Genomic DNA, 23,293 nt, shown 5'->3' with positions numbered 1-23,293 from the left:
CCTGTCGTGCCGATGACTGAGCCGGCGCCATGGCAACCGCCATACCGGGTCACATGCGGTGGCAAGCCATGACCAACCTCACCCCACCCGCGCGCGACCGCGAGACGTGCGACTACTGCGACCGCGCCCAAGCCGAGGCGGATTGGCCGCTGTACCGCGCCCAGTGCGTCGGCTGCGCCGTGCGCGCGCTCGCACAGGGCCCGCTCTTCCACGCAGCCGGCGTCGAGGGCTCCATCGCCGCGCCGTACCGCAAGGCGCTCGCCCAGGTCTTCGGCGACGACTGGCGCAACGGGCACGAGCGCGTCAAGGCGGAGCACGCGCGGATCAAGGCGGCCCGCGATCTGACGCGATCCGCGAGCGGTTCTGACGCGCCTAAGCCGTTGTCGCGCCTCAACTCTGTCACGCAGCCAGGGTTGATCTGAACAGGTTTCCCACCACCGACGAAAGGAACGTCACCATGTACGAAGCGATTCAGAGCAAGAGCAGTACCGAGAAGGCCGATTGCGCTGTCCTCGGCTCCCTGAGGCCGCAATGTGGGCGAGATATGCAGCACAGCGACCCCGTGCGCGACCGCTCCATCATCGAACGCGAAGTTGACCGACTGAACGAAGCACTGGGCGAGTTGGGCATGACGATGGCCGAACACACCGACCGCCTGTCCCCAGTGCTGATGTCGGCCAGCACCAAGCAGGCTGCAGAGGGCATCGCAGCCGAGGAAGACCTGGGCCAGCTCGGCAACCAACTGCGGGAATGCACTCGCCGCGTGCGCGGTGTGCTCGCGCAGTTCGCAGACCTGCGCTACCGCATCACGATCTGACCCGAAACGAAAAACCCCGAGTGCCTGCCAGCGCCCGGGGTTTTGGATCAATGCTATGGAGTCGAGGCCCCCATTGTATTGAGGTCGTTTCACATGCAGCAAGCCAGTGCGTTCACCCTCGCAGCGCAACAACCCACGCAGCAGCCCCGCCGCGAGCAGCGCCGCGACCTCAATCCGCTGATCTACCAGACCGTCCTGGACCTGAACAACGCCGGGCGCCAGGCTTCGCGGCAGGTGCTCATGGAGTCGCTGGACCTCAAGTACCAGGTGATCGACGACCATGTGAAGCGCCTGGTGGACGACGGCAAGCTGCGCCGCGTCGCCAACGGCGTCTTCGAGGCCATCGTCGACTACCCCGAGGCCGAAGCCGTCAGCTGCACCGACATGCCCGACGGCTGCGTCAAGATCGAGAAGGGCGACGGCGTCATGACCTTCACCCCGCCCGAGGTGCGCCGCCTGGCCACGCTCCTGGCCGGCTACCAGCTCCAGGCCGCCGGCTCGCAGCAGATGCGCGACCTGACCGACGCGCTGGCCACGATTGCGCGCGCCCATGGCGAGCAGCAGGCCACGCTGGCTACCCTCGCCGACGACGTGCGCAGGCTCAAGGGGGAGCCGGTGCAGATGCAGTTGGTGGGGTAGTTTCCAAAGCCCCCACCAAGGTTTCCAGTTTCCAGCTTGGAAACCAATCATCCGGGGCGTGGAAACCAACACCCCGAAGCCATCTACCCGCACCGCTGCCGACTGGGAAGCGATCCAGCGGGACTACCGCGCAGGCATCAAAACCCTGCGCCAAATGGCTGATTTCCACGGGGTGAGCCACACAGCCATCCGCAAACGCGCTGATCGGGAAGGCTGGGTCAAGGACCTGTCAGGAGAGATCGCAGCGAAGGCTGAGGCCCTGGTCTCGAAGGCCGTCCTGACCCCCGAAGTTTCCAGCGGCAAGCATTTTTCTGACGCCGAGATCGTCGAGGCCAACGCCACTGCCATCGTGCAGGTTCGGGTGCGCCATCGCCAGGACGTGGCCCGCCTGACCGCGACCATTGCCCGGATCAACAAGGCGCTGGACAGCGAGGAAGGCCAGAGGCTGCCGCTGAACGTGCAGGCGAAGTCTGCCAAGGCACTGGTGGACGCGCAGAACAGCCTGATCGCGCTGGAGCGCCAGGCCTTCGGCATCACGACCGAGGCGCCCAAGGACGACAGCCTGTCCGACATCGCCACGGCCGAGCTGCTCAAGCTGCGCGCGAGGATCGCCAATGGCTGACCTGAGCGCGGCCATGCTGGCCGAGATTGACAAGGAGCTGGCTCGCCGCCGGCTGGATCTGTACTCGCCATACGCGAAGCAGCGCGCATTCCATGCCGAGGGGGCCGGGAAGCGCGAGCGCCTGTTCATGGCGGGCAACCAGCTCGGCAAGTCGCTGTCCGGCGCGGCCGAGATGGCGATTCACCTCACCGGCCAGTACCCGGACTGGTGGGAGGGCCGCCGCTTCGACAAGCCAGTGACGGCCTGGGCGTCTGGCGTCACGGGCGAATCGGTGCGCGACACGGTGCAGCGCCTGCTGGTGGGCCGCCCTGGTCAGTACGGCACGGGCTTCATCCCCGCAGCCAGCTTCGAGGGCGAGCCGAAGAAGGCAATGGGCGTTCCGGACCTGCTGGACAGCGTGGCGGTGAAGCATGCCAGCGGGGGCGTGTCGCGCCTGTACTTCAAGCGCTACGAACAGGGTCGCGAGAAGTGGCAGGGCGAGACGCTGGACATCGTGTGGTTCGACGAAGAGCCGCCGGCCGACATCTACACCGAGGGGCTGACGCGCACCAACGCCACCGGCGGCATGGCCTACATGACGTTCACGCCGCTGCTGGGCATGTCGCAGATCGTGATGCGCTTCCTGCACAGCAAGAGCGCCGACCAGTCGGTCACGAGCATGACCATTGACGACGTTGAGCACTACACGGAAGAGCAGAAGCGCACCATCGTCGAAAGCTACCCACCCCACGAGCGCGAGGCCCGCGCCAAGGGCATCCCCACGCTGGGCAGCGGTCGCATCTTCCCGGTGCCCGAGGAAGACATCAAGGTTGCGCCCTTTGCTGTGCCGGCGCACTGGCCGCGCATCAATGGCCTGGACTTCGGCTGGGACCACCCGACCGCCGCCGTGCAACTGGCCTGGGACCGTGACGCCGACTGTGTGTACGTCATCAAGGCCCACCGCATGCGCGAGGCCGTGCCGGTGATCCACGCCGCCACCGTCAAGGCCTGGGGCGAATGGGTGCCCACCGCCTGGCCACACGACGGCCTGCAGCACGACAAGGGCAGCGGCGACCAGTTGGCCAAGCAGTATGCCGCGGCCGGCCTGCTGATGCTCAAGGAACAGGCGAGCCACGAGACGGGCGGCAACGGCGTCGAGGCCGGACTGATGGACATGCTGGAACGCATGCAGACCGGCCGGTTCAAGGTGTTCTCCAGCCTGGGCGACTGGTTCCAGGAGTTCCTGCTGTATCACCGCAAGGACGGCAAGGTCGTGAAGGAAATGGACGACCTGATGAGCGCCACCCGCTACGCGCTGATGATGAAGCGCAAGGCGAAGGTGCGGCCCATCCCCACACAGACACGCGCGGCCTGGCAGCCGCTTGACGCAGAGGTAGGCTACTGATGGCACGCCAAGACACCGACGCCGAACGCCAAGAGCCGGCGGACGACCTGCGCGCCCAGCTGCGCACCACCCTGATCGACAAGCGGTCGGAGGCCATCAGCGCGCGCCAGTCCTCGGGCATCGAGTCCGACTGGGAAGAGGACGAAGAGCACTACCAGGGCATCGACGACGCGAATCGGAAGTTCCAGGCAGCGTTCCGCACGCGCAGCACCAAGAACTTCTTCGAGGCGCGCGAGAGGGACACCGGCGCGCGCTCGGTGCTGTTCCTGAACATCACACGCCCCTACGTCGATGCTGCTGCCGCGCGCGTCGCGGACATGTTGCTGCCGACCGATGACCGGGCCTGGGAGATCAAGCCCACGCCTCTGCCGGAACTGGACAGCACCATCGTGCAGGCGTTGGGGGGGCCAGAAGCCGCCGCCGACGTGCTGGAACAGACCATAGAGCAGGCAAAGGCTGCAGCCGCCGGCATGCAGGAAGAGATCGACGACTGCCTGGTCGAGGCCAACTGGCACGGCGAGGTGCGCAAGATGATCGAGGACGCTGCGCGCCTGGGCTCGGGTGTGCTCAAGGGCCCGTACCCCGTCAAGCGCAGCGGGAAGCTGGTCAAGCGCGACGCCATGGGCGTGGTGCAGCAGATCAACATCAGCGAGATCAAGCCGGGCTCACGCCGCATCGACCCCTGGAACTTCTTCCCCGACGGGGCCTGCGGTGAGGACATCCATCAGGGCAGTGGCACGTGGGAGCGCGAGTACCTGAGCCGCCGCCAACTGCTGGAAATGGCAGCGATGCCGGGCTACGACCGCGAGCAGGTGCTTCTGGCGCTCAAGGAAGGCCCCAGCAGCATGGGCGCGCGCGAGGCCCAGGACGGCGCCGTGCAGCGCCACGAGGACCAATGGGCCATGTGGATCTTCCACGGCTACTGCGACGCCGAGCAGATGCGCGCCGTGGGCGTGAAGGACATGGAAGAGGTCACCGACGAGAAGGTGCCGGCGATGGCCGTCCTGATCAACGACCGCTTGGTGAAGGTCACGCTGTCGGCGCTGGACTCGGGCGACTTCCCCTATGACGTGCTGGCCTGGCAGACCCGGCCGGGCCTCCCGTGGGGCATGGGCATCAGCCGGCAGATGCGCAACGTGCAGCGCATGCTGAACGGCGCCGTGCGCAACATGATGGACAACGCGGCGCTGTCGTCGGCCCCGCAGATCGTGATCGGCAACGGCGTGACGCCGGCCGACGGCGCGGCCGACCTGAGCCTGCGCCGCGGACGAGTGTGGCGCCTGGACCCGAGCTCCGATGCGTCGGACGTGCGCGCCGCCTTCAATGCGTTCGTGGTGCCATCGGTGCAGAACGAGCTGATGAACATCGTGGAGTTCGCCTTGCGCATGGCCGAGGACACCACGGGCATGCCGGCCATGCTGCAGGGCATCCGCGGTGACGCGCCCAAGACGCTGGGCGGCATGCAGATGCAGAACAACAACGCTTCGAGTGTGCTGCGGCGCCTGGCCAAGCGCTTCGACGACTACATCACGCGCCCGCACATCCGCCGGTACTACGACTGGATGATGCAGCACAGCGACAAGGACGAGATCAAGGGCGACATGGAGATCGACGTGCGTGCGTCCTCGGCTCTGGTCGAGCGCGACGCGCAGCAGCAGTTCCTGCTGGGCTTGGTCAATGTCGTGGGCGATCCGCGCTACGAGGTTCATCCCGGCCGCTTCATGGGCGAACTGCTCAAGGGCCAGCGCATCGACCCGAAGCGCATCCAGTACACGGCCGAAGAGAAGGCCCAGCAGTCGCAGCAGCAGCCCGACCCGCTGAACGAGGCCAAGGCCGCCGTGGAGACAGCGCGCGTGGACCTGATCGCCGCTCAGACCGCCGAGACGCAGGCCAAGACCGCGACCAAGAACGTCGAGGGCATGTTCAGCGCCACGCAGGCCGCCGCGAACGTGGCCATGTCGCCCGGCATCGCGCCGGCGGCTGACGCGATGTGGATGGCCGGAGGCGGGACCGACCAGACACCGCAAGACCCGGCCATCCCGAACGTGGACGTGCCCGACGCGCTGCCGCCCGAGACGAACACCAACCCGCTGACGCCGGCCAATCCTGCCACCGGCATGAACACGGGCATTGAAGGGGGCCAGCCGTGAAGCCGGAACTCGATTTCCGCTCGCCCACGTGGCGCGCCATCGAGACCCACGCCACCGAGCGCCTGGCGGCCCTGCGCCTGTCCAACGACCGGAGCGCCCCCATCGAGGCAACCGAGAACACCCGAGGCCAGATCAAGGCCTGGAAAGAACTGCTGGCTCTGGCCAAGAAGCCGGACCCGGCGCAACCCGCTGGCGATCAGCCATGACCCCCAGCGAATCCCCGGAGAAGAGCGCACATGGATGAACAGCTTGAGCAGCAACAGCAGGAAGACGCGGCCTTTGAAGCGAGCTTCAACGCTGCCGCCGGCATTGCAGAGCCCCCCGCCGTCCCCGCCCAGGAAAAGCCTGCGGCCGAGGCGAAGGATGTGGCCGAGCAGCCGGCAGCAGAAGAAAAGCCCGTCGAAGCCGCTGCAGCTCCCGCCGCGGAGGAACCTCGCTTCGCAGGGTTCACCGAGTCGGAGCTGAAGAACCTGCTCAGCCGCGCCGCGAAGGTCGATGACCTGGAAGCGCAGCTGCGCAAGGTGCACGGGAAGCTGGGTGAGCACGGTGGCGTGCTCCAGGAACTGCGGAAGGCCCCGGCGCCCAAGGCGCTGACGCCCGAGCGCATCCAGGAGATCGAAGCCGCGTTCCCCGACGCCGCCCACCTCATCCGCGAGCGACAGGAACAGCAGCAACAGCAAGCCGCCGAGACGGCCCCGCAGCGCGAGCAGGCGCAGCCGAGCCCGACGGACACGCAGCTGGAGCTGATGGACCACTTCCACGAGGGCTGGCGCGAAAAGATCCAGGGGCAGGACTTCCGCCTGTGGATCGCAGCCCAGCCGGAGGATGTCCGCACGACGTTCGAGACCACCGAAAAGGCCAAGGACTTGCACGCGGTCATCTCCAAGTTTGACGCCTGGAGTGCTGCCCAGCAGACACGCCAGGCTAAGAGCAGCTCGCGGCTGCAGAACGCTCTGACGCCCACCGGCACCGCCGGGAAGCCGAAGACTGCACCGACCGAGAACGATGCATTCGAGGCCGCTTTCAACGCGACCATTCGGGGCCACTGAGCCCTAGGAGATCCACATGGCTGGAGCAACCTACGACACCCCCGCACAGCGGATTGGCAAGATCAAGGGCGAGATCCTCGCCCATGCCGTCGCAACCGAAGTGCTGGGCATCACCGGCATGCAGCGCTCGCTGCCGAAGAACCAGGGGCAGGAGATCATCTTCCGCCGCTGGCTGCCCTACGGCGCCACCGCGACCGACTTCAACACGCAGAACCGCCCCCAGGCCGATCCCGTGGGCCATCTGCTGGTGGAGGGCGTCACGCCGTCGCCCGACAGCCTGGTGCCCCAGGACATCCCGGCGCGCGTGCATCAGTACGGCTGCCTGTACCAGTTGACCGACTGGGTGTCCGACACCTACGAGGACGACGTGCCGGCCGAGATGAAGAAGCAGTGTGGCGAGCGCATCGCACTGGTGCGCGAGATGATCCGGTACGGCGCCCTCAAGGCCTGCACCAATCGCTTCTACTCGGGCGGCTCCGACCGCACGGGCGTGAACGCGAAGATCAGCCTGAACCTGCTGCGCCGCATCAGCCGCAACCTGCAGGCGAACCACGCCGAGCGCGTCACGGGCATCCTGTCGCCGTCGATCAACATCAAGACCTCGCCGGTCGAAGCCTCCTACCTGGTGTTCGTGCACACGGACGCCGAGTCGGACGTGCGCGACCTGACGGGCTTCGTGAAGGTCGCCGAGTACGGCAGCCGCAAGGTGGTGAGCCCCTACGAGATCGGCAGCGTGGAGAACTTCCGGTTCATCACGTCGCCCGAACTGGCCCCGTACCTGGGTGCCGGCGCTGCCATCGGCTCCACCGGCCTGCTGGGCGGCACGAACGTGGACGTGTACCCCTTCATCGTGGTGGGCGAGAACGCATGGGGCCAGCTCGCACTGCGCGGCGCCGACTCCATCGACCCGACGTACATCCCGCCGGGCACTAAGGACAAGAGCGACCCGCTGGGCCAGCGCGGCTACATCGGCGCGAAGTTCTGGATGACCTGCGTGCTGCTGAACGAGGGCTGGATGGCCGTCGCCGAGGCGGGCGTCTCGTCCCTGGCCTGATCAACCGCGGGGGCTTCGGCCCCTGCACACGAAAGGAATCACCATGGCTGACAACACCGCGGGCCAGACCCGCACCACCAGCGTCGACCGCGCCATCCCGGGCGTGGCCATCGGCAAGATCGTGCTGGACGCGACCACCATCGTGGCCGGCAACGACCTGTACATCAACTGCGGCTTCACGCCGCGCTACGTCCGCGTGCAGAACAGCAGCGGCGTAGCCATCGAGTGGTATGCCGGCATGACCGAGAACAGCGCGTTCAAGGCCGCGGCCGATGGCGCACGCACGCTGTCCGGCTCGGCTGGCATCAAGACCGACCCGCGCGGCTTCCGCATCTCGCAGAACGCCACGCTGGCCGCCGTGACCGCCTCCAGCACGGTCTACTTCTTCGCGCAGTCCTGATCGCGCGTTGAACCTTCCCGCCCTGGCAGCCGCTGGGGCGGGCCCATCACCGGAGAAACATGCACATGGCCACCAAGCGCAGCATCGACGCAGGTTCGGAATACCTCGGCGCGGACACCACCCTGGAGATCGGCGAGCGTCCCGCTCCCTCAGAGATCATCGACATGCCCGTGCCCACGGACGCCGCCGCTTACGAGGCGTTCATGAGCGAGATGCTGACGATCATGATCCCCGAGTCGCGGAACGAGAACGACACGCCGCTGGTGGAAGTGGGCGTGAACGGCCGCAAGCTCTACATCCGCCGCGGCATCGAGCAGCAGGTGCGGCGCAAGTACGTGGCCGCCCTGGCGCGCTGCAAGTCCGCCGACTACAGCCAGGTCACGCTGGACCCCCGCGACGGCGAGCGCGTCAACCGCCTGTCTCGCCGGCAGTCGCTGCGCTACCCCTTCACCGTGATCGCCGACCCGAACCGCAACGGCCATGCCTGGCTGCGTGGCGTCCTGGCCGAGGTGAACTGAGATGAACCTCGGCGAACTGATCGAAGCGTTCCGCGACGAGTCGGACGACAAGGCGCGCAGCCTGAACGGCGCCCGCAATGACGTGTTCGCGACGGATGACACGCTGATCCGGTTCGCCAATGAGGCCCAGGTCGAAGCGTGCCGGCGCGCGTTCCTGCTGAGCGATTCCACGGCGCCGATGTGCTCCATCACCTATGCGGCGAACGACGCCAGCGTGCCGCTCGATGGCAAGATCCTGGAGATCCGCTGGGCGCTGGACGGCAGGGGAGAAAAGGTTCACGTCCTCAAGCCTGGCGGATGCTTGTATCCGCCGCTTGGCTGGCAGAACGACACCGTGACCGGCGACCCCAAGAGCCTGATTCTGGGCATCGACACCGGCCGCGCGCACCTGTACCCGCGCCCCCAGGACGCCGGCACGCTGCACCTGACCGTCTACCGCCTGCCGCTGGAGCGCATGGCAGTCGATGATGACGTGCCCGAGATCCGTGAGGAATGGCACCGCGGCCTGGTGGACTGGATGCTGTACCGCGCCTACAGCCGCCGCGACGGCGACCGCCACGACCCGCGCCTGGCCGCTGAGGCCCTCTCACGCTTCGAAGCCGAGTTCGGGCGCGGGCACGGCGCGCGCAATGAAGAGTGGTCGCGCAACGCGCCTGTGCACTCGCTGCCCCCCATCGCCTGAACCCCCCGTAGCGTTCGCCCCTCTCGCGCGCGGCGGGTTGAGCGAAGCGGTGGGTTCGCATACCATCACCTCGTGGTGAATGCGCAGGCTGATGCGCAACACGTACGTGGGCCGCGACCTTTCTACGGGCGGGTCAAAGCCGTAGCCCATATGCCGGAGATCAGCGCCGGCCACCACTCTCATAAAGGCAACCCCCTGTAGGGTTCGCGCACGGCGATTGAGGCGGGCACAGTGCCTGCCATGCGCACCATCAAGACCGGCATCCTGCTCGGCCTGTCCAACAGGCGAGAGGCTCCGCGTCTGCGCACGAAGATCGACGGGCGCATCGACGCCACGTACCTGCATGCAGCGCAGAACGTTGACCTGACGGATGACGGCTACCTGCGCCGGCGCCACGGATTCCAACTCGCACTGGCGTCCGGCCTCGCGCACTCCCTATTCGAAGATGGCGCGGGCGGCGCGTTCTGCGCCTTCGACTCGGACCTGATCCACTTGGACGAGCGGCTGAACCGCACGACGCTGCGCGGCGGACTGCCAGCGCAGCCGAAGCTGAGCTACGCACTCGCCCCGGACGGTGACACCTACTGGTCCAACGGCCTGGAGATCGGCCGCATCCACGCCGGCGAGGCCCGGCCCATCATCACCCCCACGCCGACGCCGCCGGCCGTGACCGCGACCTCTGGAGGTCTGCCTGCTGGGCGCTACCAGGTGGCGTTCACGAGCATGAGCCGAGACGGCGAGAGTCCCGCCACGTTCCCTGTGGCACTGGACCTGCCTGCAGACAGCGGCATCGCACTGGGCCCGCTCGAAGGCTGGACGCGCGTCTACATGACGGGCCCCGACGGCGAGGTGTTCACGCGCGTGCCCGGCGCTGCTGGAGTGATCGCCACCCTGGCCAACCCCGGCGAGCGCCTGCAGACCCTGCTGACGGCCGAGATGCCGCCTGGGCAGATCGTGCGGCACTACGCCGGCCGGCTGCTGAGCGCTGCGGGCGCCGTGCTGTGGCTGTCCGAGCCCTACCAGTACGGCCTGATGAACCCGGCGCGCAACTGGCTGCCGTTCCCCGCGCCGATCACCGTGGTCGAGCCGTGCGAAGACGGCGTGTTCGTCTGCGCGGACGCCACCTACTGGCTGCCCGGCGACCTGCTGGACACGTCGCCCGTCAAGGTGCTGCCCTACGGTGGCCTGGATGGATCGGGCGGCGTGTCTCCCGATCAGCGCACGGTGTTCTGGGGCTCGGATCAGGGCATCGTCATCGGCGCGCCCGGCGGCCAAGTCACCACGCCGCAGTCCGGCGAAATCAGCTTCGGCCATGCCCCTGCCGGCGCCACAGCCTGGCGCGAGCAGGACGGCCAGACCCACCTCATCGCCGTGCGCACCGACGCGGCACCCGCAACCAACGTGGCGCGCTCCTTCACGGCCGCCGAGAACCGCCGAAAGGAGAACGCCTGATGGCTTCCATCATCACCACAGAGGGCCTGGACTTCGCCGCCCGCAAGGTCCTCAAGGACCAGACTTGGTATGTCGCCCCCTTCGAGGGCGACTACACGCCCACGCCCGGCCTCACAGCGGCCAACTTCCCGAGCACGGCTACCGAGTGCATCGCATACGAGGGTGCGAGCCGGCCCGAGTTCGTCGAGTCCGATCCGGTGGCCGGCTCCGTCAACAACAACGACGCCGTGATCGAGTTCGTGATGACGGCCAACAAGACCATCTACGGCTTCGCGCTGCTGTCGTCGCCGGCCAAGGGCGGCACGGGCGGCGCATGCCTGGGCGCCATCCGCTTGTCGGCTCCACTGACCAAGGTGGCGGGCGACATGGTGCGCGTGCGCCTGTCGGGCTTCTTCGTCTCCGCTTCGTGAGGATCTACCCATGACCGTCAAGTCTTCCACCGGCCTGCGCAACGCGATGCTGGCCACCAGCAGCTTCCGCGCGCTCTTCCATGGAGCGTCGCAGCTGCGCATCTACGCCGGCCCCATCCCGGCGAACGCGGATGCCGCCACCACTGGCGCCACCCTGCTGGTCACGATCCGCAAGGACGACACCGACCCGCTGGGCTTCGAAACGACGCCCGCCGACGGCGTGCTGCAGAAGGCGGCAGCCGAGACCTGGGAGGGCACAGTGGCCGCCAGCGGCACGGCAGCATTCTTCCGGCTCGTGCTGACGGCCGACGATGACGCGGCGTCGACCACCGCGCCGCGCTTGCAGGGCACCGTGGGCCTGGCCGGCGCTGACCTGGTGATGACCAGCACCGCCTTGGTGGCCACCGCGCTGCAGAGCTTCAACAACGCCGCGTTCACGCTGCCACCGGGCTGAGCGAAATGGTCCAGTGGGTTGACGACTTCGACGGCGCTGCCGGCCCGCTGAATGGGCGCACTGTCGCGGGCGTCACTTGGGCCACTTTCTTCGGGGCACCCATGCTGGATGGCGCCGGAGCCGTGTTCAGCTCGGTGCCTTTCGTAAACAGCGCGACCACCACCGCGCTCGGCGTGTCCGTGTACTCGGTGGAGGCTGAGTTCGGGTTCAGCGCATCGTCGGTGGGGAGTTCCACTGCTGAGCTGTCATTCGACGACGGCGAGGGGGGGCAGCTCAGCATCAGTCTGACTATCACCGGCGGCGGCTCGACCATCCAGATCAACGGCGGCGGGATGGTGCACACCCGCCCCAGAGATGGAGCGACATCAGCCGTCGTGCGCCTGGACATGGTCAACATCGCTGGTGGGGTGGGCGACCTGCGGCTGATCGTCGATGGCGTCGAAGTTGATGCGACCGAGGGCTTCACGGTGCCTGTCGGGACCATCGAAGAGGCAACGGCCTATATTTTCATGAGCGCCGCAGATCCGGCGACGGTGTACTCACCTTCCATCAAGCGCGTCGGTTTCGGCGTTCCTGAGACCCCCACTGAGCGCCCCCCCGCCTTCTGGACCAACTTCCGCCGGACGTATGAAATCCGATGACTGGAAGTTCCCGAACTGGCCGAAGAACCGCGGTGGCTTCGATGGCCTCGGGCGGGCCAAGGCGCAGACGCTGGACGACATCGGCCTGCCGTATGCCAAGAAGCGCCCGCGCCCGGGCGTGCTGGCCGAGAAGAAGGGCGACTTCCTGTACGTGACCCTGGAGCAGCAACCGGCCGCGCCGGTGACGCTGCGCCTGCTGACGGTGGGCCGCATCAACCTGGACCCGCGCACACCCGCGCTGCGCGTTTGGGGCGCCGACTCGATCACGGGCGCATGGACCGACCGGGGCCCGGCGCCGGCCATCAAGATCGACACCGGAACCTCGCAGCCCAATGGCGGCTGGCGCTCGCGCACAAACCCGCCCGGCTACCCCGAGTACTGGGAACTGCTCTACGACAACAACTACACCATCGGCGACCAGCACATGTCGCAGCTGAACGGCGTGCACCTGCCGCTGCAACTGCATGCCTACGGCCGCGGGCGCGCGATGTTCACGGCCTACAAGCAGACCCAGTACCACTTCATCAACGTGTTCCTGGGCTCGCAGACCGTCGAGATGACGCGCACGGCGCACCTGACCACGGACGGGCGCGCCTTCGAGGCCCTGCGCGACGTGAGCTATGCGCGCGCGGCGTTCAACCCGAGCACGGGCAGCTTCGGCCAGGACGGCACCGACGCCTGGTACACCCCCGGAACGCGCGTGGGCGAGGATGGCCAGTGGCTGAACCTCACCGGCGTGATCGGCTACGCCGGCACGCGCTTCGCCCGCTGCCTGCGCGACGACGGCGAGACGGTCACGGCGCACCCCATCGTCGGCACGAACTACGAGACGCGCAACACGGTGCTGCTGGGCTTTTTCCGCATCGGACCGGCCTGGCTGATCGCCATCGTGGGCGTGCATCGCCACGTCGACGCCATGCCCACAATTGCGGCCGAGATCGTCATTCGTCACTCGGTGGATGCTGGCGTGACATGGCTGACGGTAAACGCAGCCGATGCGCCCATGTTCGCCCCGGCATTCGGCGCCATCGCAGGCATCAGCACCGGCACGGCCAACAACCGCTTCCTGGGGTTCACCTTCCAGGCCGTACCGCTGAGCGCCACCAAGGCCGTGATCCTGGCCAACCTCCCCACCAAGGGCGTGGGCGGCGCCGCCTCGTACAACGAGGTCCATGTCGGCATCTTCGACCGCACGGCCGGCACGATCACGTCCATCTCCAAGCTGGCCACCACCGACCCCTCCGACCCCGACCTGACCATCTCGGTCAGCCGCTCCGTGCTGGTGCGCGCGCTGCAGCCTGGCCTGGTGGCGATGGGGCCCGGGGTGGCCCTGTTCACCTCCAAGCCGCGCGGCGCCACGGAAAGCGGGTGGGACTTCTACTACGAGCCCTCGCGCGTGCTGTTCATCGAGCGCAGCAATCCCGGAGTCCTGGTGGACCTGGGCAGCATGCCTCTTGCGCCGCACCTGACGGGTATCCCCACTGCTACCGGGCCCAACACGCTCGCGTGCACGATGTACACGGGCGGCGCCTACCGTGTCTTCCAAGGCACGCTGCAGCGCGATCCCATCACCGGCGCCGTGACCGGCCTGGAGTGGGCAGAGCGAGGCGTGATCACGGCCGACGCACCGCCGCCCGAGGACATCAACGGCATGGCCTACAACGCGGCCCGCTACGGCACGCCGGCCCTGTACGGCAACGATCCCGTCTTCAACGTGCTGCCCGAGTTCACCACGCTGCTGCCCCTGCGCAGCGACGGCAACACCACGCCCGGCGTGCCCTGGGCCAGCGACAGCCGCATCGCGGCGCCGGAGTGACCATGACCCCTGACATCCGAGTGCCGCCGGCCTGGGACGAGACCCAGTTCAACGCGCTGTTCTACCTGCCGCCGCCGTACCTGCCGGTGCCAGCGACGCCTCCCGTGGTGCCACCGGTGTACGAGGAAGACGTCGACGCGCCGCCGCCGGCGAGCACAGAGCGCCCGCCAGCGGGCCCGGCCTTGAGCGAGTTGCCGCCGCGCGCTGCGCCCATGGCCGTGCCGTACCTCGTCTGGGTGGAGTTCCCGCCGGTCAACTGGGTGACGCTGCAGGGCCTCTACATGCAGATGGTGCAGGCCTACGTGCGCAGCGGCAACGGGTGGTCGTCCGTGGCGTCTGCGCCTGCGGCGGTGGGCTACGCCACCAGCATGGGCGAGTGGTATGCCACCGCCGCGCAGATCATGGGCGGCGACTTCCTGGCCAACGTCGTGACCGATGGCGTCAACGCCTGGGGCCGCCTGCCTGTACAGGTCATCGTCACCTACCTGCCCAACATCTGACCATGGCCGACTACAGTCTCACCGCACAAGGTCGCTCGCTAGACAACGTCGTCGGCGCCGGCGCCGCAACCTTCTTCATCCCACGAACCACCCACCAGGTCGTCGTCGGCTTCTCGCGCGCCGACACGCCGCCTTACGGCGCCAACCACATCCTCTTCGGGGTTCATGCGCTGTCGGGCGCGCTGGCGTGGTTCATGGACGGTCAGCAGTACAGCGTCGACCATCCGCTGGGGAGCTACTCGGGCGAGGACGAGATCCGCATCGAGTTCAACGGCATCACGGTGCGCATCTACGTGTCCGGCTTCCTGCGCGGCGAGTTCGACTACCTGGTCGAGCCCACCGAAGAGCTGTACCTGGCCGCGGCGTTCGCTCGTCCCGATGACCTGATCCACACCCCGACGCTGTACGACCGCACGTCCGTGGCGCGCGTCGCGAAGCTGGACGCTACGCTGCCAGCCGTGGGCGCCTTCATCTCCGAGGCAGCCGGTGGCGCAGCGGTGAATGCGGTCATGGCCCCGCTGGCGGCATCCATCGCGCAGCGCGCGCCGGGCGCGTACGTCGACGCCGTCATGGCGCCGCTGACCGCCTCACTGTTCGCCACCGGCCCCAACAGCGGATCGCTCAATGCCGTGATGCAGCCGCTGGGCTTCTTCGGGGACGCTCGGTCGGGCCCGCCGCGGCCGGTGGTGCTCGACGCCACGCTGGCGCCGCTGGGCTTTGGCGGCTACTCCGTCACCGGCGGCCTGGGCAGCGTGCAGGGCTCGATGGCGCCGATGGCGGGATTCATCGCAGAGCGCGTGGGCGGCTACCTGTTCGCCGAGATGGCGCCCATGTCGGGCCACTTGTCGGCGCAGCCTGGACTGCCGACGGTCAGCGTCGCGCTCATCCTGCAGCTGGGCCTGTCGGTGGAGGTGGAGAGCATCAGCACGGTGGACGTGGCGTTCGGTTTGCAGCTGGGCCTGCAGGTCGACGTGGCAGAGGCCACAACGGTCGATGTGGAGTTTGGCCTGGAACTGGGCCTGGACTTCGAGGCCGTGGCCGCCGAGACGGTGGCCGTCGGTTTCGGGTTGTCGTTCGGCCTGGACGTCGAAGTCAGCACCGCGAGCGTGGTGGATCTCGCCCTGGGCCTGCAACTGAGCCTGGACTGGGAAGGCTCCAGCGTCAGCACCGTGGACGTGCAGCTGGGCATGCGCCTGGGCCTGCGGTTCAACGTGTCGGCGGCCGGCGATGACGGCACGGAGGTGTGGGTGCTGAACGTGAAGAGCGGCGGAAGCACGCGCTACACGAACTACCCGTTCAACAGCTTCGCGCGCATCGGCGACCAGTTCTACGGCGCAGGGCAGGGCGGCCTGTACCTGCTGGACGGCCCGGACGATGCCGGCGCAGAGATCGCCAGCGTGATCGACCTGGGCCGGCTGGACTTCGGCGGCAGCCAGAAGAAGACCGTTGCGCAGTGCTACATCAGCATGACCGCAGAGGCGCCGCTGCTGCTGTCTGTGGATGCCGAAGGCGCGACATACGTCTACCCGACGCGCAGCTACAGCGAGCATCTTCGCCAGGGCCGCGTGACGCCCGGCAAGGGCCTCAAGAGCAACTATGTGAACCTGCAACTGATGAACCAAGACGGCGCCGACTTCGAGGTCGACGGCGTGGAAATCATCGTGGCCGACCTGACCCGGAGAATCTGATATGGCAACTGGACCGACTGGCGGCGCACCCGCCGTACTGGCCGCGGTGGTGGAGCGCGCGTGGGAGTCGAGCGACGAGCTTTTCCGCCAGGCGCGCGAGCTGTTCGCCACGGCGATCACCTACCTGGACCGCATCGAGAACCAGTCGGTGGCGCCTTCGCTGATCGACCGCCGGCACGACTTCGCGCCGGTCGCAGTGCCGGCCAATGCACCGCAGGCGGCGAACATCGCCATCGACTCCGGCTACCAGAAGCCGACCGGGCCCGCGCCCGTGGTGCAGTCGGTGCCGCTCGACACCTCCTACCTCCCGCCGGCGCGGCCGGTGCTGCAGGTGGAAGACCCGAACGCCGGCTACCTGATGTACGACAGCACCCGGCAGCAGATCGAGGCCATGCTGACGGGCACGTTCCTGGACTTCCTGACCCGCTTCTTCCCCAGCAGCTACTTCGACGCGGCAATGGGCTGGCTGGACCGGGCCATCACGCAGGGCGGCACGGGCGTCAATGCCGACGTGGAGCGCGCGCTGTGGGAACGCGACCGGGCCCGCATCATGGGCGAGCAGGCGCGCGCGGAGATGGAGGCCGACACCCTGGCGGCGAACCGCCGCTGGCCGCTACCGACCGGCGCACTGATGGGCATGCGCCAGGCCATCGCCCTGGACTCGCGCAACAAGCTGGCGGACCAGAGCCGGACCATCGCCATCGAGTCGTGGAAGGTGGAGCTGGAGAACACCCGGTTCGCCGTGGGCCAGGTGATCGACCTGCGCATCAAGTCCATCGCTGCGGCCGGCGACTACATCCGCACGCTGATCCTGGGCCCGCAGACGGCCATGCAGCTGACCACGTCGCTGGCCGGCCTGCGCACGCAGTTCAACCAGAGCATGGTCGCGCTCTACAGCGCCGAGGCCGCAGCGCTGGAGCCGCGCGTGCGCCTAAACATCGCGGACGCCGACCTGCGCATGCGTGGCGAGCTGGCGAACCAAGCCAGCCAGATGGACCTGCGCCGCCTGCAGAAAGAGGCCGAGGACATCCGCGCGCGCCTGCAGATCGATCGGGGCAACCTGGAAGTGAACCAGGAACAGGCGAACCTGCGCGCCCGCGTGGAGCACTTCACGAAGCGCCTGGACACACTGCTGGCCAACAACACGCTGCTGGCCCAGGTGCAGGACGGCTACAACCGCGTGAGCGCGCAGCAGGCAGAGCTGAACCAGCGCGCGGCCGAGGGCAACCAGCGTACCGCCGCGGCCGTGGGCGACTCCAAGGCGAACGTGGCCACGCGCAATGCGCAGATGGTGGGCACGGCGGCCAGCGCAGCCCTGAACGGCGTGAACGCCAGCGTCAGCATCAGCGGCAGCGACAGCAGCAGCGTGTGAACCCCCTATAGGGTTTCGCGCCGCGCGCGCCAGCGCGGACCATGACGGCACTTCATCGAGGGCCGACCATGACCGTTCAGAACTCCACCGCCGTGCGCAATGCAATGGCCGACGCCTGGGAAACGGCCATCGGCACGTCTGCGAAAGTCCAGTTCCGCACTGGCGCTGCACCCGCCAACTGCGCGGCGGCGAGCACGGGCACGCTGCTGGTCGAATTCAGCCTGGGCAGCGACTGGTCGCCCGCGGCCTCCGGCGGCGTCAAGCAACTGGGCAGCGTGCCCATCGCGGGCACGGCCACCGGCACCGGGACGGCCGGGCATTACCGCATCTTCGACAGCGCCGGCACCACGTGCCACGAGCAGGGCTCCATCACGGCGACCGGCGGCGGCGGCGATGTGACCATCGACAACACCAGCATCGCCAGCGGGCAGGGCGTGAACATCACCGGCTGGACCAAGACCATGCCCGGCGCGTGAGGTGAGGCATGGCGCACGTCATCGCTGATCGCGTCCTGGAGACGACGACCACCACCGGCACGGGCACATACACCCTGGCCGGCGCCGTCACAGGCTTCCGCGCTTTCTCGGCGGCCTGCGCGAACGGCGACACCGTGGACGCGTTCGTCGAGGCCGTGGACAGCAACGGCGTGCCAACGGGGGATTGGGAGGTTGGGACCTACACCTGGGGCACTGGCGGCACGCTGACGCGCACGTCCGTGGCCGCGAGCAGCAATGCGGGGTCGGCGGTGAACTGGCCGGCCGGCACGAAGCGGGTGGGCCTTGGTGTGCCGGCCGGCCTGCTGGCGCAATTGCGCGGGGCAGATGCTGTCAACGCTCTGGCCATCGCCTCGGGGGTGGTCAACATCGACCTTAGCCTGGGCAACTACTTCACCCTCGCGCTGACGGCCAACGTGACCAACATCACGTTCACCAACGCGCCGTCGGCGGGCCGGGCGCGCAGCCTCATGCTTCGCATCACGCAGGACAGCACGGCCCGCACTGTGGCGTGGCCGTCGTCGTTCCGCTGGGAGGGCTCGGCGCCGGCGGTGTCGACCGGCTCGGGAGCGGTGGACCTGCTCGCGTTGACCAGCTTCGACCAAGGCACGAAGTGGGACGCCACGCTCAGCAAGGGACGCGTGTGAGCGGGCTGATTGGTCATCGCGGGTTGCTCCTTGGGCGCGCCCTTGCTCAGGTCGCCCTCGACTCTTCCGCAAAGGCGTCGAACGTCGCGCTGAGCAACGGTGACAAGTCTGCGTCTCCCACGGAAGACAACGCGGGATTCGCCCTGTCGAAGGCCGCAAAAACGACCGGCAAGTACTACGTTGAATTCGTGTTGGACACCCGGGGCGGGACGAATCAGGCGTGTGCTGCCGGCATCTATGTTGGGACGCCCGGCAGCTACACGGCCTATTTGGGCAGCGACGCATCGGGATTCGCGTCATGGGTCGATAGCACGAACGGGATTGGTCGCAGTTCGTACACAGGCGGCGTGCGCACGAACGCCTCCACGACCTCGCCTGTCGCCGCGGGGGATCGGATGCGCATGGCCGTCGACGTCGGTGCAGGGCGTGTATGGCTTGGACGATGGAGCGACACAGGGTGGATGGGTGGCGGAGATCCCGCCGCCGGTACATCGCCCACGTACACATTCGCGGCGGGCGCGAGTTGCAGAATTGCAGTCAACCCGCGAGGTGTTGGTGCACGCATGAGCCTCGTAGACCCGGCGTCGTGGGCGATTACTGCCCCACCTGGGTTCGGCATTTGGTCTGCCGAGTAGCATGCTCGGACGCCCCTACTCATCCTCTCCGCTGAGCACGGCCGCGCGCCCGGTTGCTTCAACTGGGCGCAATGCGTCTGCCGCGCAGACCGCATTGCAGGCCGCCCAGTCGGCACTGGCCGTGGTGCTGGTGGCGGCGGTGGCGGCACAGTCGGTGCCCGCGCCCGTGCAGGTGGCCACGGCCCAGGTCGTGGTGTCGGCGAGCGCGGCGCAGTCCGTGACCACTGCTGTACAGGATGCTACCGCTGTTGTCCTGGCCACGCGCTCGGCCGAGGCTGCGCAGGCGGTCCCGGCACCAGCGCAGGCCGCGACAGCGCAAACGCTCATTGCTGCGGCTGCAGCACAGGTCGCCGGCCAGGCCGCGCAAGTCGCAGTCGCGCAGGCTGTCGTGCTGGCCGAGGCCTCGCAGAGCGTGCCGCAGGCAGTGCAGGCCGCCACCGCCGCCGTGGTGGGCGAGACGCTGCAGGCCCAGGCCGCCCAGCTCGTTCCTGCTCCGCTACAGACGGCCGCCGCCGCTGTTCTCGCGCGGGCTGGGGCTGCGCAACTGGTCCCGGCTGCCGCCCAGGTCGCAACGGCGCTCGTGCCGGTGGCTGCAGCCGCACAGCAACAACAGGCCGGCGAGCAGGAGGCGACGGCCGCAGTCATCGTTTCCGCCTTCGCCGCGCAGGTCCAACCGGCGGCGCTGCAGGTCGCCACCGTCCGGCACGACTACACCTTCGAGCGCACCCCGCGCACATGGGTGGTGACGGCCGAGTCTCGCGGCTACGCGATCACCCCCGAGTCCCGCCGCTGGACGCCCGGCGCCGAGTCCAGATCCATCACCATTGCCGGCGAGCGGCGCGCGCTGGTCATTCCGCCTGCGGGCTGAGGAAACGACATGGCCACCATCAAGCCGACCACGTACCGCGATGACGGCAAGGGCCCGACCATCGACAAGGACCCGGATGCGGTCCTCGACTACTCGCAGGACTGGGGGCCATGGCTGCAGAACGTCAGCGACACCATCGTGTCGCACGAGATCGTGGCCGAGGACGGGCTGACGGTCGAAAGCAGCGCGAACGACGCCACCACCGTGACGGCCTGGGTGTCTGGCGGAATCGCAGGCAAGACGCAGCGCCTCACGTTCCGCGTCACTACTGCCGACGGCCGCACCGATGACCGGTCGGTGTTCCTCAAGATCCTGGAGCGCTGACACCCCACAAGGGTTCGCGCGCGCGGGTGCCGGCCGGGAAGATGCCGGCCATGCACAACTCAGCAACCGACATCAGCATGCCAGTGGCGAAGGCGGCGACAGCGATTGCTGCAGCCGTCACAGCCAAGGCGGACGTGGCCGATCAGGTCGTGCAGTCCGCCACCGCTGGCGCAAGCTACGCCACCTGGTCGGCGATCAACGCCATCCCCTGGGGCACCATCGCGTCGATCCTGGCCGGCCTGTACACCGCGCTCCTGATGGGCGAGTGGTTCTGGAAAAAGTTCTGGCGCCCGATGCTGGAGCGGCTGGGCTGGATCAAGCCGAAGAAGCGCTACGTGTACACCGCCAGCGAATGGGCCGAGTTGCGGCCCGGGGCCGACGAATGACCCCGAAGGCCAAGGCCGCCACGGGCGCGCTCACCCTGGCCAGCGCCGCGATCCTGGGCGCAATGCACCTGTGGGAAGGCCAGCGCCTGACCGTCTACGCCGACAAGCTGGCTGGCGGCCTCCCGACATACTGCAGCGGTCGCACGCAGCCCCCGCGCCCGGTGGGCTCGACGCTCACGCAAGCCGAGTGCGACGCCATTGACCGGCAGACCGCCACCGAGTACGGCCGCGCGATCCTGGCCTGCATCCCTGCCGAGCGCATGGACCAGAACAGCTTCGACGCGATGACGCTGTTCGCGATCAACGTGGGCAAGACGGCCGCGTGCAACTCACGAGCGGCGCACCTGATGCGGGACGGCCAGCGCGAGAACGCATGCCGCGCGCTGGCCTACGGACCCGATGGCCGGCCGGTGTGGAGCTACGCGCGCGGCGTCTACGTGCAGGGCCTGCAGAACCGGCGCCGGTACGAGATGAACTGGTGCTTGAAGCTGGCCACTGCGGCATGACCGCGCTGCTCGACCTCCGCCTCTGGCTTGCCCTGGCTCTGGCAGGCGCGCTCGCCTGGGGCGGCGTGGAGCGCATGCGCGGCAACAACGCGCGCACCGCGCTGGCCGAGTTCCGGCTGACCGCTGAGAAGGCGAGGGCGGACGCCGAGGCTCGCGAACGCCAGATTGAAGCGAAGCGCACGCGCGACGTGCAGGAGGTGGCCAATGCCGCGCAGACCGAAATCAACGCCCTGGAGGGCCAGCTTGCCGATGCTCGCGCTGCTCGTGACAGCCTGCGCGCAGCAGCCGCCAGTGCCGCCCGTCGAGCCTGCCCGCGTCCCGCCGCTGCCGGCACAGGCCCGGCCCAGCCTGATTCGGCCTCCCTCGACGTGCTTGTTGACGTGCTCGGTCGGGCTGACCAGCGAGCGGGAGAACTGGCGGAATTCGCTGACCGCCTCCGAATCGCCGGCCTCGCCTGCGAGCGCGCCTACCTCTCCCTGAGCCCCCCGTAGGGTTTCCCGCGCGCGAGGGCGGGGCGGAAGATGCGGGCAACCTAACAGGCCGTTGAAAAAATGCTCATCGAACGCGCCAGGGTCGTGGATTTCGAAGAAACGGATCGCCCAAACTGGCCTGCGCAGCGATTGGAGCGGCCATTTCGGCCTGTTTGCAGGCCGTTTTGCCCGTTCCGGGCGCACGTATCCCATGGTTCACGCATGATGCGCGTCCCACCAGCCGCCCAGACTGCCCATGCGCACCAGGTTGTAGGTGGCAAAGCACAGCAGCGCCTGGCCCGCGAGCTTGGCCTGACCGATCAATTTGGTCTTGGCCAGACCACCCACTGTCTTGATCCAGCCAAAGGCCTCCTCGATGCGCTTGCGCACTTTGAGGCTGGTCTTGTAGCCCTCGTGGCGCCGGATGCGGCCATCGACCGCCGAGTGCTTGTCCTTGGCCGCCACGTGTGGCGTGACTTTGAGCTTTCGGCAGCCCTTGATGAAGGCCTGGCTGTCGTAACCTTTGTCGGCCCCGACCGTGGCCCGCTTGTTCTTGTTTCCCCGGCGTTTGAGCATCGCCAGCGCCGCCTCGCGCTCGGCGGTGCCACTGGCATGTGTGATCTCCACATCCACGATCAGCCCGTTGCGGTTCTCCATGAGGATGTGCCCCATGTGGCACAGGCGAGATTTGTCGCCCGCGCTCTTCTTGAACAGCCGGGCATCGGCATCGGTGGTGCTGGCGTGGGTGTCGTTGCAGCGCTCCTGCCCTTTGAAGTTCACCTCGGGGTTGCGTCCGGGTGGCGTGCCGCTGTCGTCGTCTTTGCGTTTGAAACTCTTGTGCGAGGCCCAGGCCTCAATCAGCGTGCCGTCCACGCTGAAGTGTTCGTCGCTGGCAAGCCGGCCCCACTGGGCGCTGAGCTTGACGCGCTCGAAGAAGGCGCGCGCCAGGTCTTCGTTGAAGAGGCGTTCGCGGTTGGCGCTGAAGGTGGAGTGGTCCCAGACCTTGTCTTCAATGTTCAGGCCCACGAACCAGCGGTACAGCAGGTTGTAGTTGACCGCCTCGACCAGCTGGCGTTCGCTGCGGATGGAGAACAGGATTTGCAGCAGCAAGGCCTTGAGCAGCATCTCCGGCGGCACCGAGGGGCGGCCACGGCGGGCGTACACCGCTTCGAACTCGCTGTTCATGCTCGACAGCAGCGCATCCACCACGGCGCGCAACTTGCGCAGCGGGTGTGCCGCTGGCACTCTTTCTTCAAGGCTGATGTAGCTAAACATCGCCCCCTGGAAGTCTTGGTTGCCTCTCATCTTTCTTGTC

The 23,293-nt window shown here is 67.9% G+C and carries 28 protein-coding genes; 27 read left to right on the top strand and 1 reads right to left on the bottom strand.

Annotation, left to right across the window (positions count from 1 at the left end; translation table 11 throughout):
* The first annotated feature begins 68 nt into the window (after nt 1–68).
* The 27 genes from LG388_RS20175 (at nt 69) to LG388_RS20045 (ending at nt 21,999) form a co-directional block, all read left to right on the top strand.
* The gene (locus tag LG388_RS20175; RefSeq protein WP_225784472.1) at nt 69–422 is read left to right on the top strand and encodes a hypothetical protein; all 354 of its coding nucleotides are present in this window, start codon (nt 69–71) and stop codon (nt 420–422) included.
* 35 nt (nt 423–457) lie between these two features.
* Nucleotides 458–817, top strand: a complete 360-nt coding sequence (locus tag LG388_RS20170) for a hypothetical protein (protein ID WP_225784471.1) — start codon at nt 458–460, stop codon at nt 815–817.
* 93 nt (nt 818–910) lie between these two features.
* Nucleotides 911–1,456, top strand: coding sequence for a hypothetical protein (locus LG388_RS20165; protein ID WP_225784470.1), 546 nt, complete (start codon nt 911–913; stop codon nt 1,454–1,456).
* Nucleotides 1,457–1,514: 58 nt separating this feature from the next.
* Nucleotides 1,515–2,078: a hypothetical protein gene (locus tag LG388_RS20160; protein WP_225784469.1), complete on the top strand. Its 564-nt coding sequence runs from the start codon at nt 1,515–1,517 to the stop codon at nt 2,076–2,078.
* Nucleotides 2,071–3,462 (top strand): terminase large subunit domain-containing protein, encoded by a 1,392-nt coding sequence (locus tag LG388_RS20155; protein WP_225784468.1) that lies wholly within the window; start codon nt 2,071–2,073, stop codon nt 3,460–3,462. The genes LG388_RS20160 and LG388_RS20155 overlap by 8 nt, the downstream gene beginning before the upstream one ends.
* Complete coding sequence (locus tag LG388_RS20150; RefSeq protein WP_225784467.1) at nt 3,462–5,612, top strand: hypothetical protein; 2,151 nt, start codon at nt 3,462–3,464, stop codon at nt 5,610–5,612. Before LG388_RS20155 ends, LG388_RS20150 begins: the two co-directional genes overlap by 1 nt.
* Nucleotides 5,609–5,818 carry a hypothetical protein gene (locus tag LG388_RS20145; RefSeq protein WP_225784466.1) on the top strand — a complete coding sequence of 70 codons (210 nt, stop codon included), beginning with the start codon at nt 5,609–5,611 and terminating at the stop codon, nt 5,816–5,818. Before LG388_RS20150 ends, LG388_RS20145 begins: the two co-directional genes overlap by 4 nt.
* A 30-nt stretch (nt 5,819–5,848) precedes the next feature.
* Nucleotides 5,849–6,661 carry a hypothetical protein gene (locus LG388_RS20140; protein ID WP_225784465.1) on the top strand — a complete coding sequence of 271 codons (813 nt, stop codon included), beginning with the start codon at nt 5,849–5,851 and terminating at the stop codon, nt 6,659–6,661.
* A 16-nt stretch (nt 6,662–6,677) separates the two neighbouring features.
* A complete protein-coding gene (locus LG388_RS20135) occupies nt 6,678–7,715 on the top strand; it encodes a N4-gp56 family major capsid protein (RefSeq protein WP_225784464.1) in 1,038 nt (345 codons plus the stop codon).
* 43 nt (nt 7,716–7,758) lie between these two features.
* Nucleotides 7,759–8,115: a hypothetical protein gene (locus LG388_RS20130; RefSeq protein WP_225784463.1), complete on the top strand. Its 357-nt coding sequence runs from the start codon at nt 7,759–7,761 to the stop codon at nt 8,113–8,115.
* 65 nt (nt 8,116–8,180) lie between these two features.
* The gene (locus LG388_RS20125) at nt 8,181–8,633 is read left to right on the top strand and encodes a hypothetical protein (protein WP_225784462.1); all 453 of its coding nucleotides are present in this window, start codon (nt 8,181–8,183) and stop codon (nt 8,631–8,633) included.
* 1 nt (nt 8,634) lies between these two features.
* Nucleotides 8,635–9,315 (top strand): DUF6682 family protein, encoded by a 681-nt coding sequence (locus LG388_RS20120; RefSeq protein WP_225784461.1) that lies wholly within the window; start codon nt 8,635–8,637, stop codon nt 9,313–9,315.
* Between the two features lie 240 nt (nt 9,316–9,555).
* Nucleotides 9,556–10,767 carry a hypothetical protein gene (locus tag LG388_RS20115; protein WP_225784460.1) on the top strand — a complete coding sequence of 404 codons (1,212 nt, stop codon included), beginning with the start codon at nt 9,556–9,558 and terminating at the stop codon, nt 10,765–10,767.
* On the top strand, nt 10,767–11,177 hold the full coding sequence (locus tag LG388_RS20110) for a hypothetical protein (protein WP_225784459.1): 411 nt from the start codon (nt 10,767–10,769) through the stop codon (nt 11,175–11,177). The genes LG388_RS20115 and LG388_RS20110 overlap by 1 nt, the downstream gene beginning before the upstream one ends.
* A 10-nt stretch (nt 11,178–11,187) precedes the next feature.
* A complete protein-coding gene (locus LG388_RS20105) occupies nt 11,188–11,631 on the top strand; it encodes a hypothetical protein (RefSeq protein ID WP_225784458.1) in 444 nt (147 codons plus the stop codon).
* A 101-nt stretch (nt 11,632–11,732) separates the two neighbouring features.
* Nucleotides 11,733–12,272 carry a hypothetical protein gene (locus LG388_RS20100; RefSeq protein WP_225784457.1) on the top strand — a complete coding sequence of 180 codons (540 nt, stop codon included), beginning with the start codon at nt 11,733–11,735 and terminating at the stop codon, nt 12,270–12,272.
* A complete protein-coding gene (locus LG388_RS20095; protein ID WP_225784456.1) occupies nt 12,259–14,088 on the top strand; it encodes a hypothetical protein in 1,830 nt (609 codons plus the stop codon). Before LG388_RS20100 ends, LG388_RS20095 begins: the two co-directional genes overlap by 14 nt.
* Before the next feature lie 2 nt (nt 14,089–14,090).
* Nucleotides 14,091–14,588, top strand: coding sequence for a hypothetical protein (locus tag LG388_RS20090; protein WP_225784455.1), 498 nt, complete (start codon nt 14,091–14,093; stop codon nt 14,586–14,588).
* Between the two features lie 2 nt (nt 14,589–14,590).
* Nucleotides 14,591–16,276: a hypothetical protein gene (locus tag LG388_RS20085; protein ID WP_225784454.1), complete on the top strand. Its 1,686-nt coding sequence runs from the start codon at nt 14,591–14,593 to the stop codon at nt 16,274–16,276.
* Nucleotide 16,277: 1 nt separating this feature from the next.
* On the top strand, nt 16,278–17,648 hold the full coding sequence (locus tag LG388_RS20080; RefSeq protein ID WP_225784453.1) for a hypothetical protein: 1,371 nt from the start codon (nt 16,278–16,280) through the stop codon (nt 17,646–17,648).
* Between the two features lie 68 nt (nt 17,649–17,716).
* The gene (locus LG388_RS20075) at nt 17,717–18,124 is read left to right on the top strand and encodes a hypothetical protein (RefSeq protein ID WP_225784452.1); all 408 of its coding nucleotides are present in this window, start codon (nt 17,717–17,719) and stop codon (nt 18,122–18,124) included.
* Nucleotides 18,125–18,132: 8 nt separating this feature from the next.
* Nucleotides 18,133–18,789, top strand: a complete 657-nt coding sequence (locus LG388_RS20070) for a hypothetical protein (RefSeq protein ID WP_225784451.1) — start codon at nt 18,133–18,135, stop codon at nt 18,787–18,789.
* A 729-nt stretch (nt 18,790–19,518) separates the two neighbouring features.
* Complete coding sequence (locus tag LG388_RS20065) at nt 19,519–20,292, top strand: hypothetical protein (protein ID WP_225784450.1); 774 nt, start codon at nt 19,519–19,521, stop codon at nt 20,290–20,292.
* A 9-nt stretch (nt 20,293–20,301) separates the two neighbouring features.
* A complete protein-coding gene (locus tag LG388_RS20060; RefSeq protein ID WP_225784449.1) occupies nt 20,302–20,616 on the top strand; it encodes a hypothetical protein in 315 nt (104 codons plus the stop codon).
* Nucleotides 20,617–20,666: 50 nt separating this feature from the next.
* Nucleotides 20,667–21,002 (top strand): hypothetical protein, encoded by a 336-nt coding sequence (locus tag LG388_RS20055; RefSeq protein WP_225784448.1) that lies wholly within the window; start codon nt 20,667–20,669, stop codon nt 21,000–21,002.
* A complete protein-coding gene (locus LG388_RS20050; protein WP_225784447.1) occupies nt 20,999–21,508 on the top strand; it encodes a lysozyme in 510 nt (169 codons plus the stop codon). Before LG388_RS20055 ends, LG388_RS20050 begins: the two co-directional genes overlap by 4 nt.
* Nucleotides 21,505–21,999, top strand: a complete 495-nt coding sequence (locus LG388_RS20045) for a DUF2514 family protein (protein WP_225784446.1) — start codon at nt 21,505–21,507, stop codon at nt 21,997–21,999. Before LG388_RS20050 ends, LG388_RS20045 begins: the two co-directional genes overlap by 4 nt.
* Nucleotides 22,000–22,194: 195 nt before the next feature.
* Here the strand turns inward: LG388_RS20045 and LG388_RS20040 are convergent, their stop codons facing one another.
* On the bottom strand, nt 22,195–23,283 hold the full coding sequence (locus LG388_RS20040) for an IS5-like element ISCte5 family transposase (protein WP_225781276.1): 1,089 nt from the start codon (nt 23,281–23,283) through the stop codon (nt 22,195–22,197).
* Nucleotides 23,284–23,293 lie beyond the last annotated feature (10 nt).

Origin of the sequence: Xenophilus sp. Marseille-Q4582 (assembly GCF_916700565.1) — a bacterium.
Taxonomy (GTDB): Bacteria; Pseudomonadota; Gammaproteobacteria; order Burkholderiales; family Burkholderiaceae_C; genus Xenophilus.
The sequence above is the reverse complement of the archived record's forward strand: the minus strand, read 5'-3'. Positions and strand labels throughout refer to the sequence as shown.

What these genes read in the sequence shown, in the direction of transcription:
- LG388_RS20175 (WP_225784472.1), top strand. Translation starts at nt 69, where the DNA reads ATGACCAACCTCACCCCACCCGCGCGCGACCGCGAGACGTGCGACTAC.
- LG388_RS20170 (WP_225784471.1), top strand. Translation starts at nt 458, where the DNA reads ATGTACGAAGCGATTCAGAGCAAGAGCAGTACCGAGAAGGCCGATTGC.
- LG388_RS20165 (WP_225784470.1), top strand. Translation starts at nt 911, where the DNA reads ATGCAGCAAGCCAGTGCGTTCACCCTCGCAGCGCAACAACCCACGCAG.
- LG388_RS20155 (WP_225784468.1), top strand. Translation starts at nt 2,071, where the DNA reads ATGGCTGACCTGAGCGCGGCCATGCTGGCCGAGATTGACAAGGAGCTG.
- LG388_RS20150 (WP_225784467.1), top strand. Translation starts at nt 3,462, where the DNA reads ATGGCACGCCAAGACACCGACGCCGAACGCCAAGAGCCGGCGGACGAC.
- LG388_RS20140 (WP_225784465.1), top strand. Translation starts at nt 5,849, where the DNA reads ATGGATGAACAGCTTGAGCAGCAACAGCAGGAAGACGCGGCCTTTGAA.
- LG388_RS20135 (WP_225784464.1), top strand. Translation starts at nt 6,678, where the DNA reads ATGGCTGGAGCAACCTACGACACCCCCGCACAGCGGATTGGCAAGATC.
- LG388_RS20130 (WP_225784463.1), top strand. Translation starts at nt 7,759, where the DNA reads ATGGCTGACAACACCGCGGGCCAGACCCGCACCACCAGCGTCGACCGC.
- LG388_RS20125 (WP_225784462.1), top strand. Translation starts at nt 8,181, where the DNA reads ATGGCCACCAAGCGCAGCATCGACGCAGGTTCGGAATACCTCGGCGCG.
- LG388_RS20120 (WP_225784461.1), top strand. Translation starts at nt 8,635, where the DNA reads ATGAACCTCGGCGAACTGATCGAAGCGTTCCGCGACGAGTCGGACGAC.
- LG388_RS20115 (WP_225784460.1), top strand. Translation starts at nt 9,556, where the DNA reads ATGCGCACCATCAAGACCGGCATCCTGCTCGGCCTGTCCAACAGGCGA.
- LG388_RS20110 (WP_225784459.1), top strand. Translation starts at nt 10,767, where the DNA reads ATGGCTTCCATCATCACCACAGAGGGCCTGGACTTCGCCGCCCGCAAG.
- LG388_RS20105 (WP_225784458.1), top strand. Translation starts at nt 11,188, where the DNA reads ATGACCGTCAAGTCTTCCACCGGCCTGCGCAACGCGATGCTGGCCACC.
- LG388_RS20100 (WP_225784457.1), top strand. Translation starts at nt 11,733, where the DNA reads ATGCTGGATGGCGCCGGAGCCGTGTTCAGCTCGGTGCCTTTCGTAAAC.
- LG388_RS20095 (WP_225784456.1), top strand. Translation starts at nt 12,259, where the DNA reads ATGAAATCCGATGACTGGAAGTTCCCGAACTGGCCGAAGAACCGCGGT.
- LG388_RS20090 (WP_225784455.1), top strand. Translation starts at nt 14,091, where the DNA reads ATGACCCCTGACATCCGAGTGCCGCCGGCCTGGGACGAGACCCAGTTC.
- LG388_RS20085 (WP_225784454.1), top strand. Translation starts at nt 14,591, where the DNA reads ATGGCCGACTACAGTCTCACCGCACAAGGTCGCTCGCTAGACAACGTC.
- LG388_RS20080 (WP_225784453.1), top strand. Translation starts at nt 16,278, where the DNA reads ATGGCAACTGGACCGACTGGCGGCGCACCCGCCGTACTGGCCGCGGTG.
- LG388_RS20075 (WP_225784452.1), top strand. Translation starts at nt 17,717, where the DNA reads ATGACCGTTCAGAACTCCACCGCCGTGCGCAATGCAATGGCCGACGCC.
- LG388_RS20070 (WP_225784451.1), top strand. Translation starts at nt 18,133, where the DNA reads ATGGCGCACGTCATCGCTGATCGCGTCCTGGAGACGACGACCACCACC.
- LG388_RS20060 (WP_225784449.1), top strand. Translation starts at nt 20,302, where the DNA reads ATGGCCACCATCAAGCCGACCACGTACCGCGATGACGGCAAGGGCCCG.
- LG388_RS20055 (WP_225784448.1), top strand. Translation starts at nt 20,667, where the DNA reads ATGCACAACTCAGCAACCGACATCAGCATGCCAGTGGCGAAGGCGGCG.
- LG388_RS20050 (WP_225784447.1), top strand. Translation starts at nt 20,999, where the DNA reads ATGACCCCGAAGGCCAAGGCCGCCACGGGCGCGCTCACCCTGGCCAGC.
- LG388_RS20045 (WP_225784446.1), top strand. Translation starts at nt 21,505, where the DNA reads ATGACCGCGCTGCTCGACCTCCGCCTCTGGCTTGCCCTGGCTCTGGCA.
- LG388_RS20040 (WP_225781276.1), bottom strand. Translation starts at nt 23,283, where the DNA reads ATGAGAGGCAACCAAGACTTCCAGGGGGCGATGTTTAGCTACATCAGC.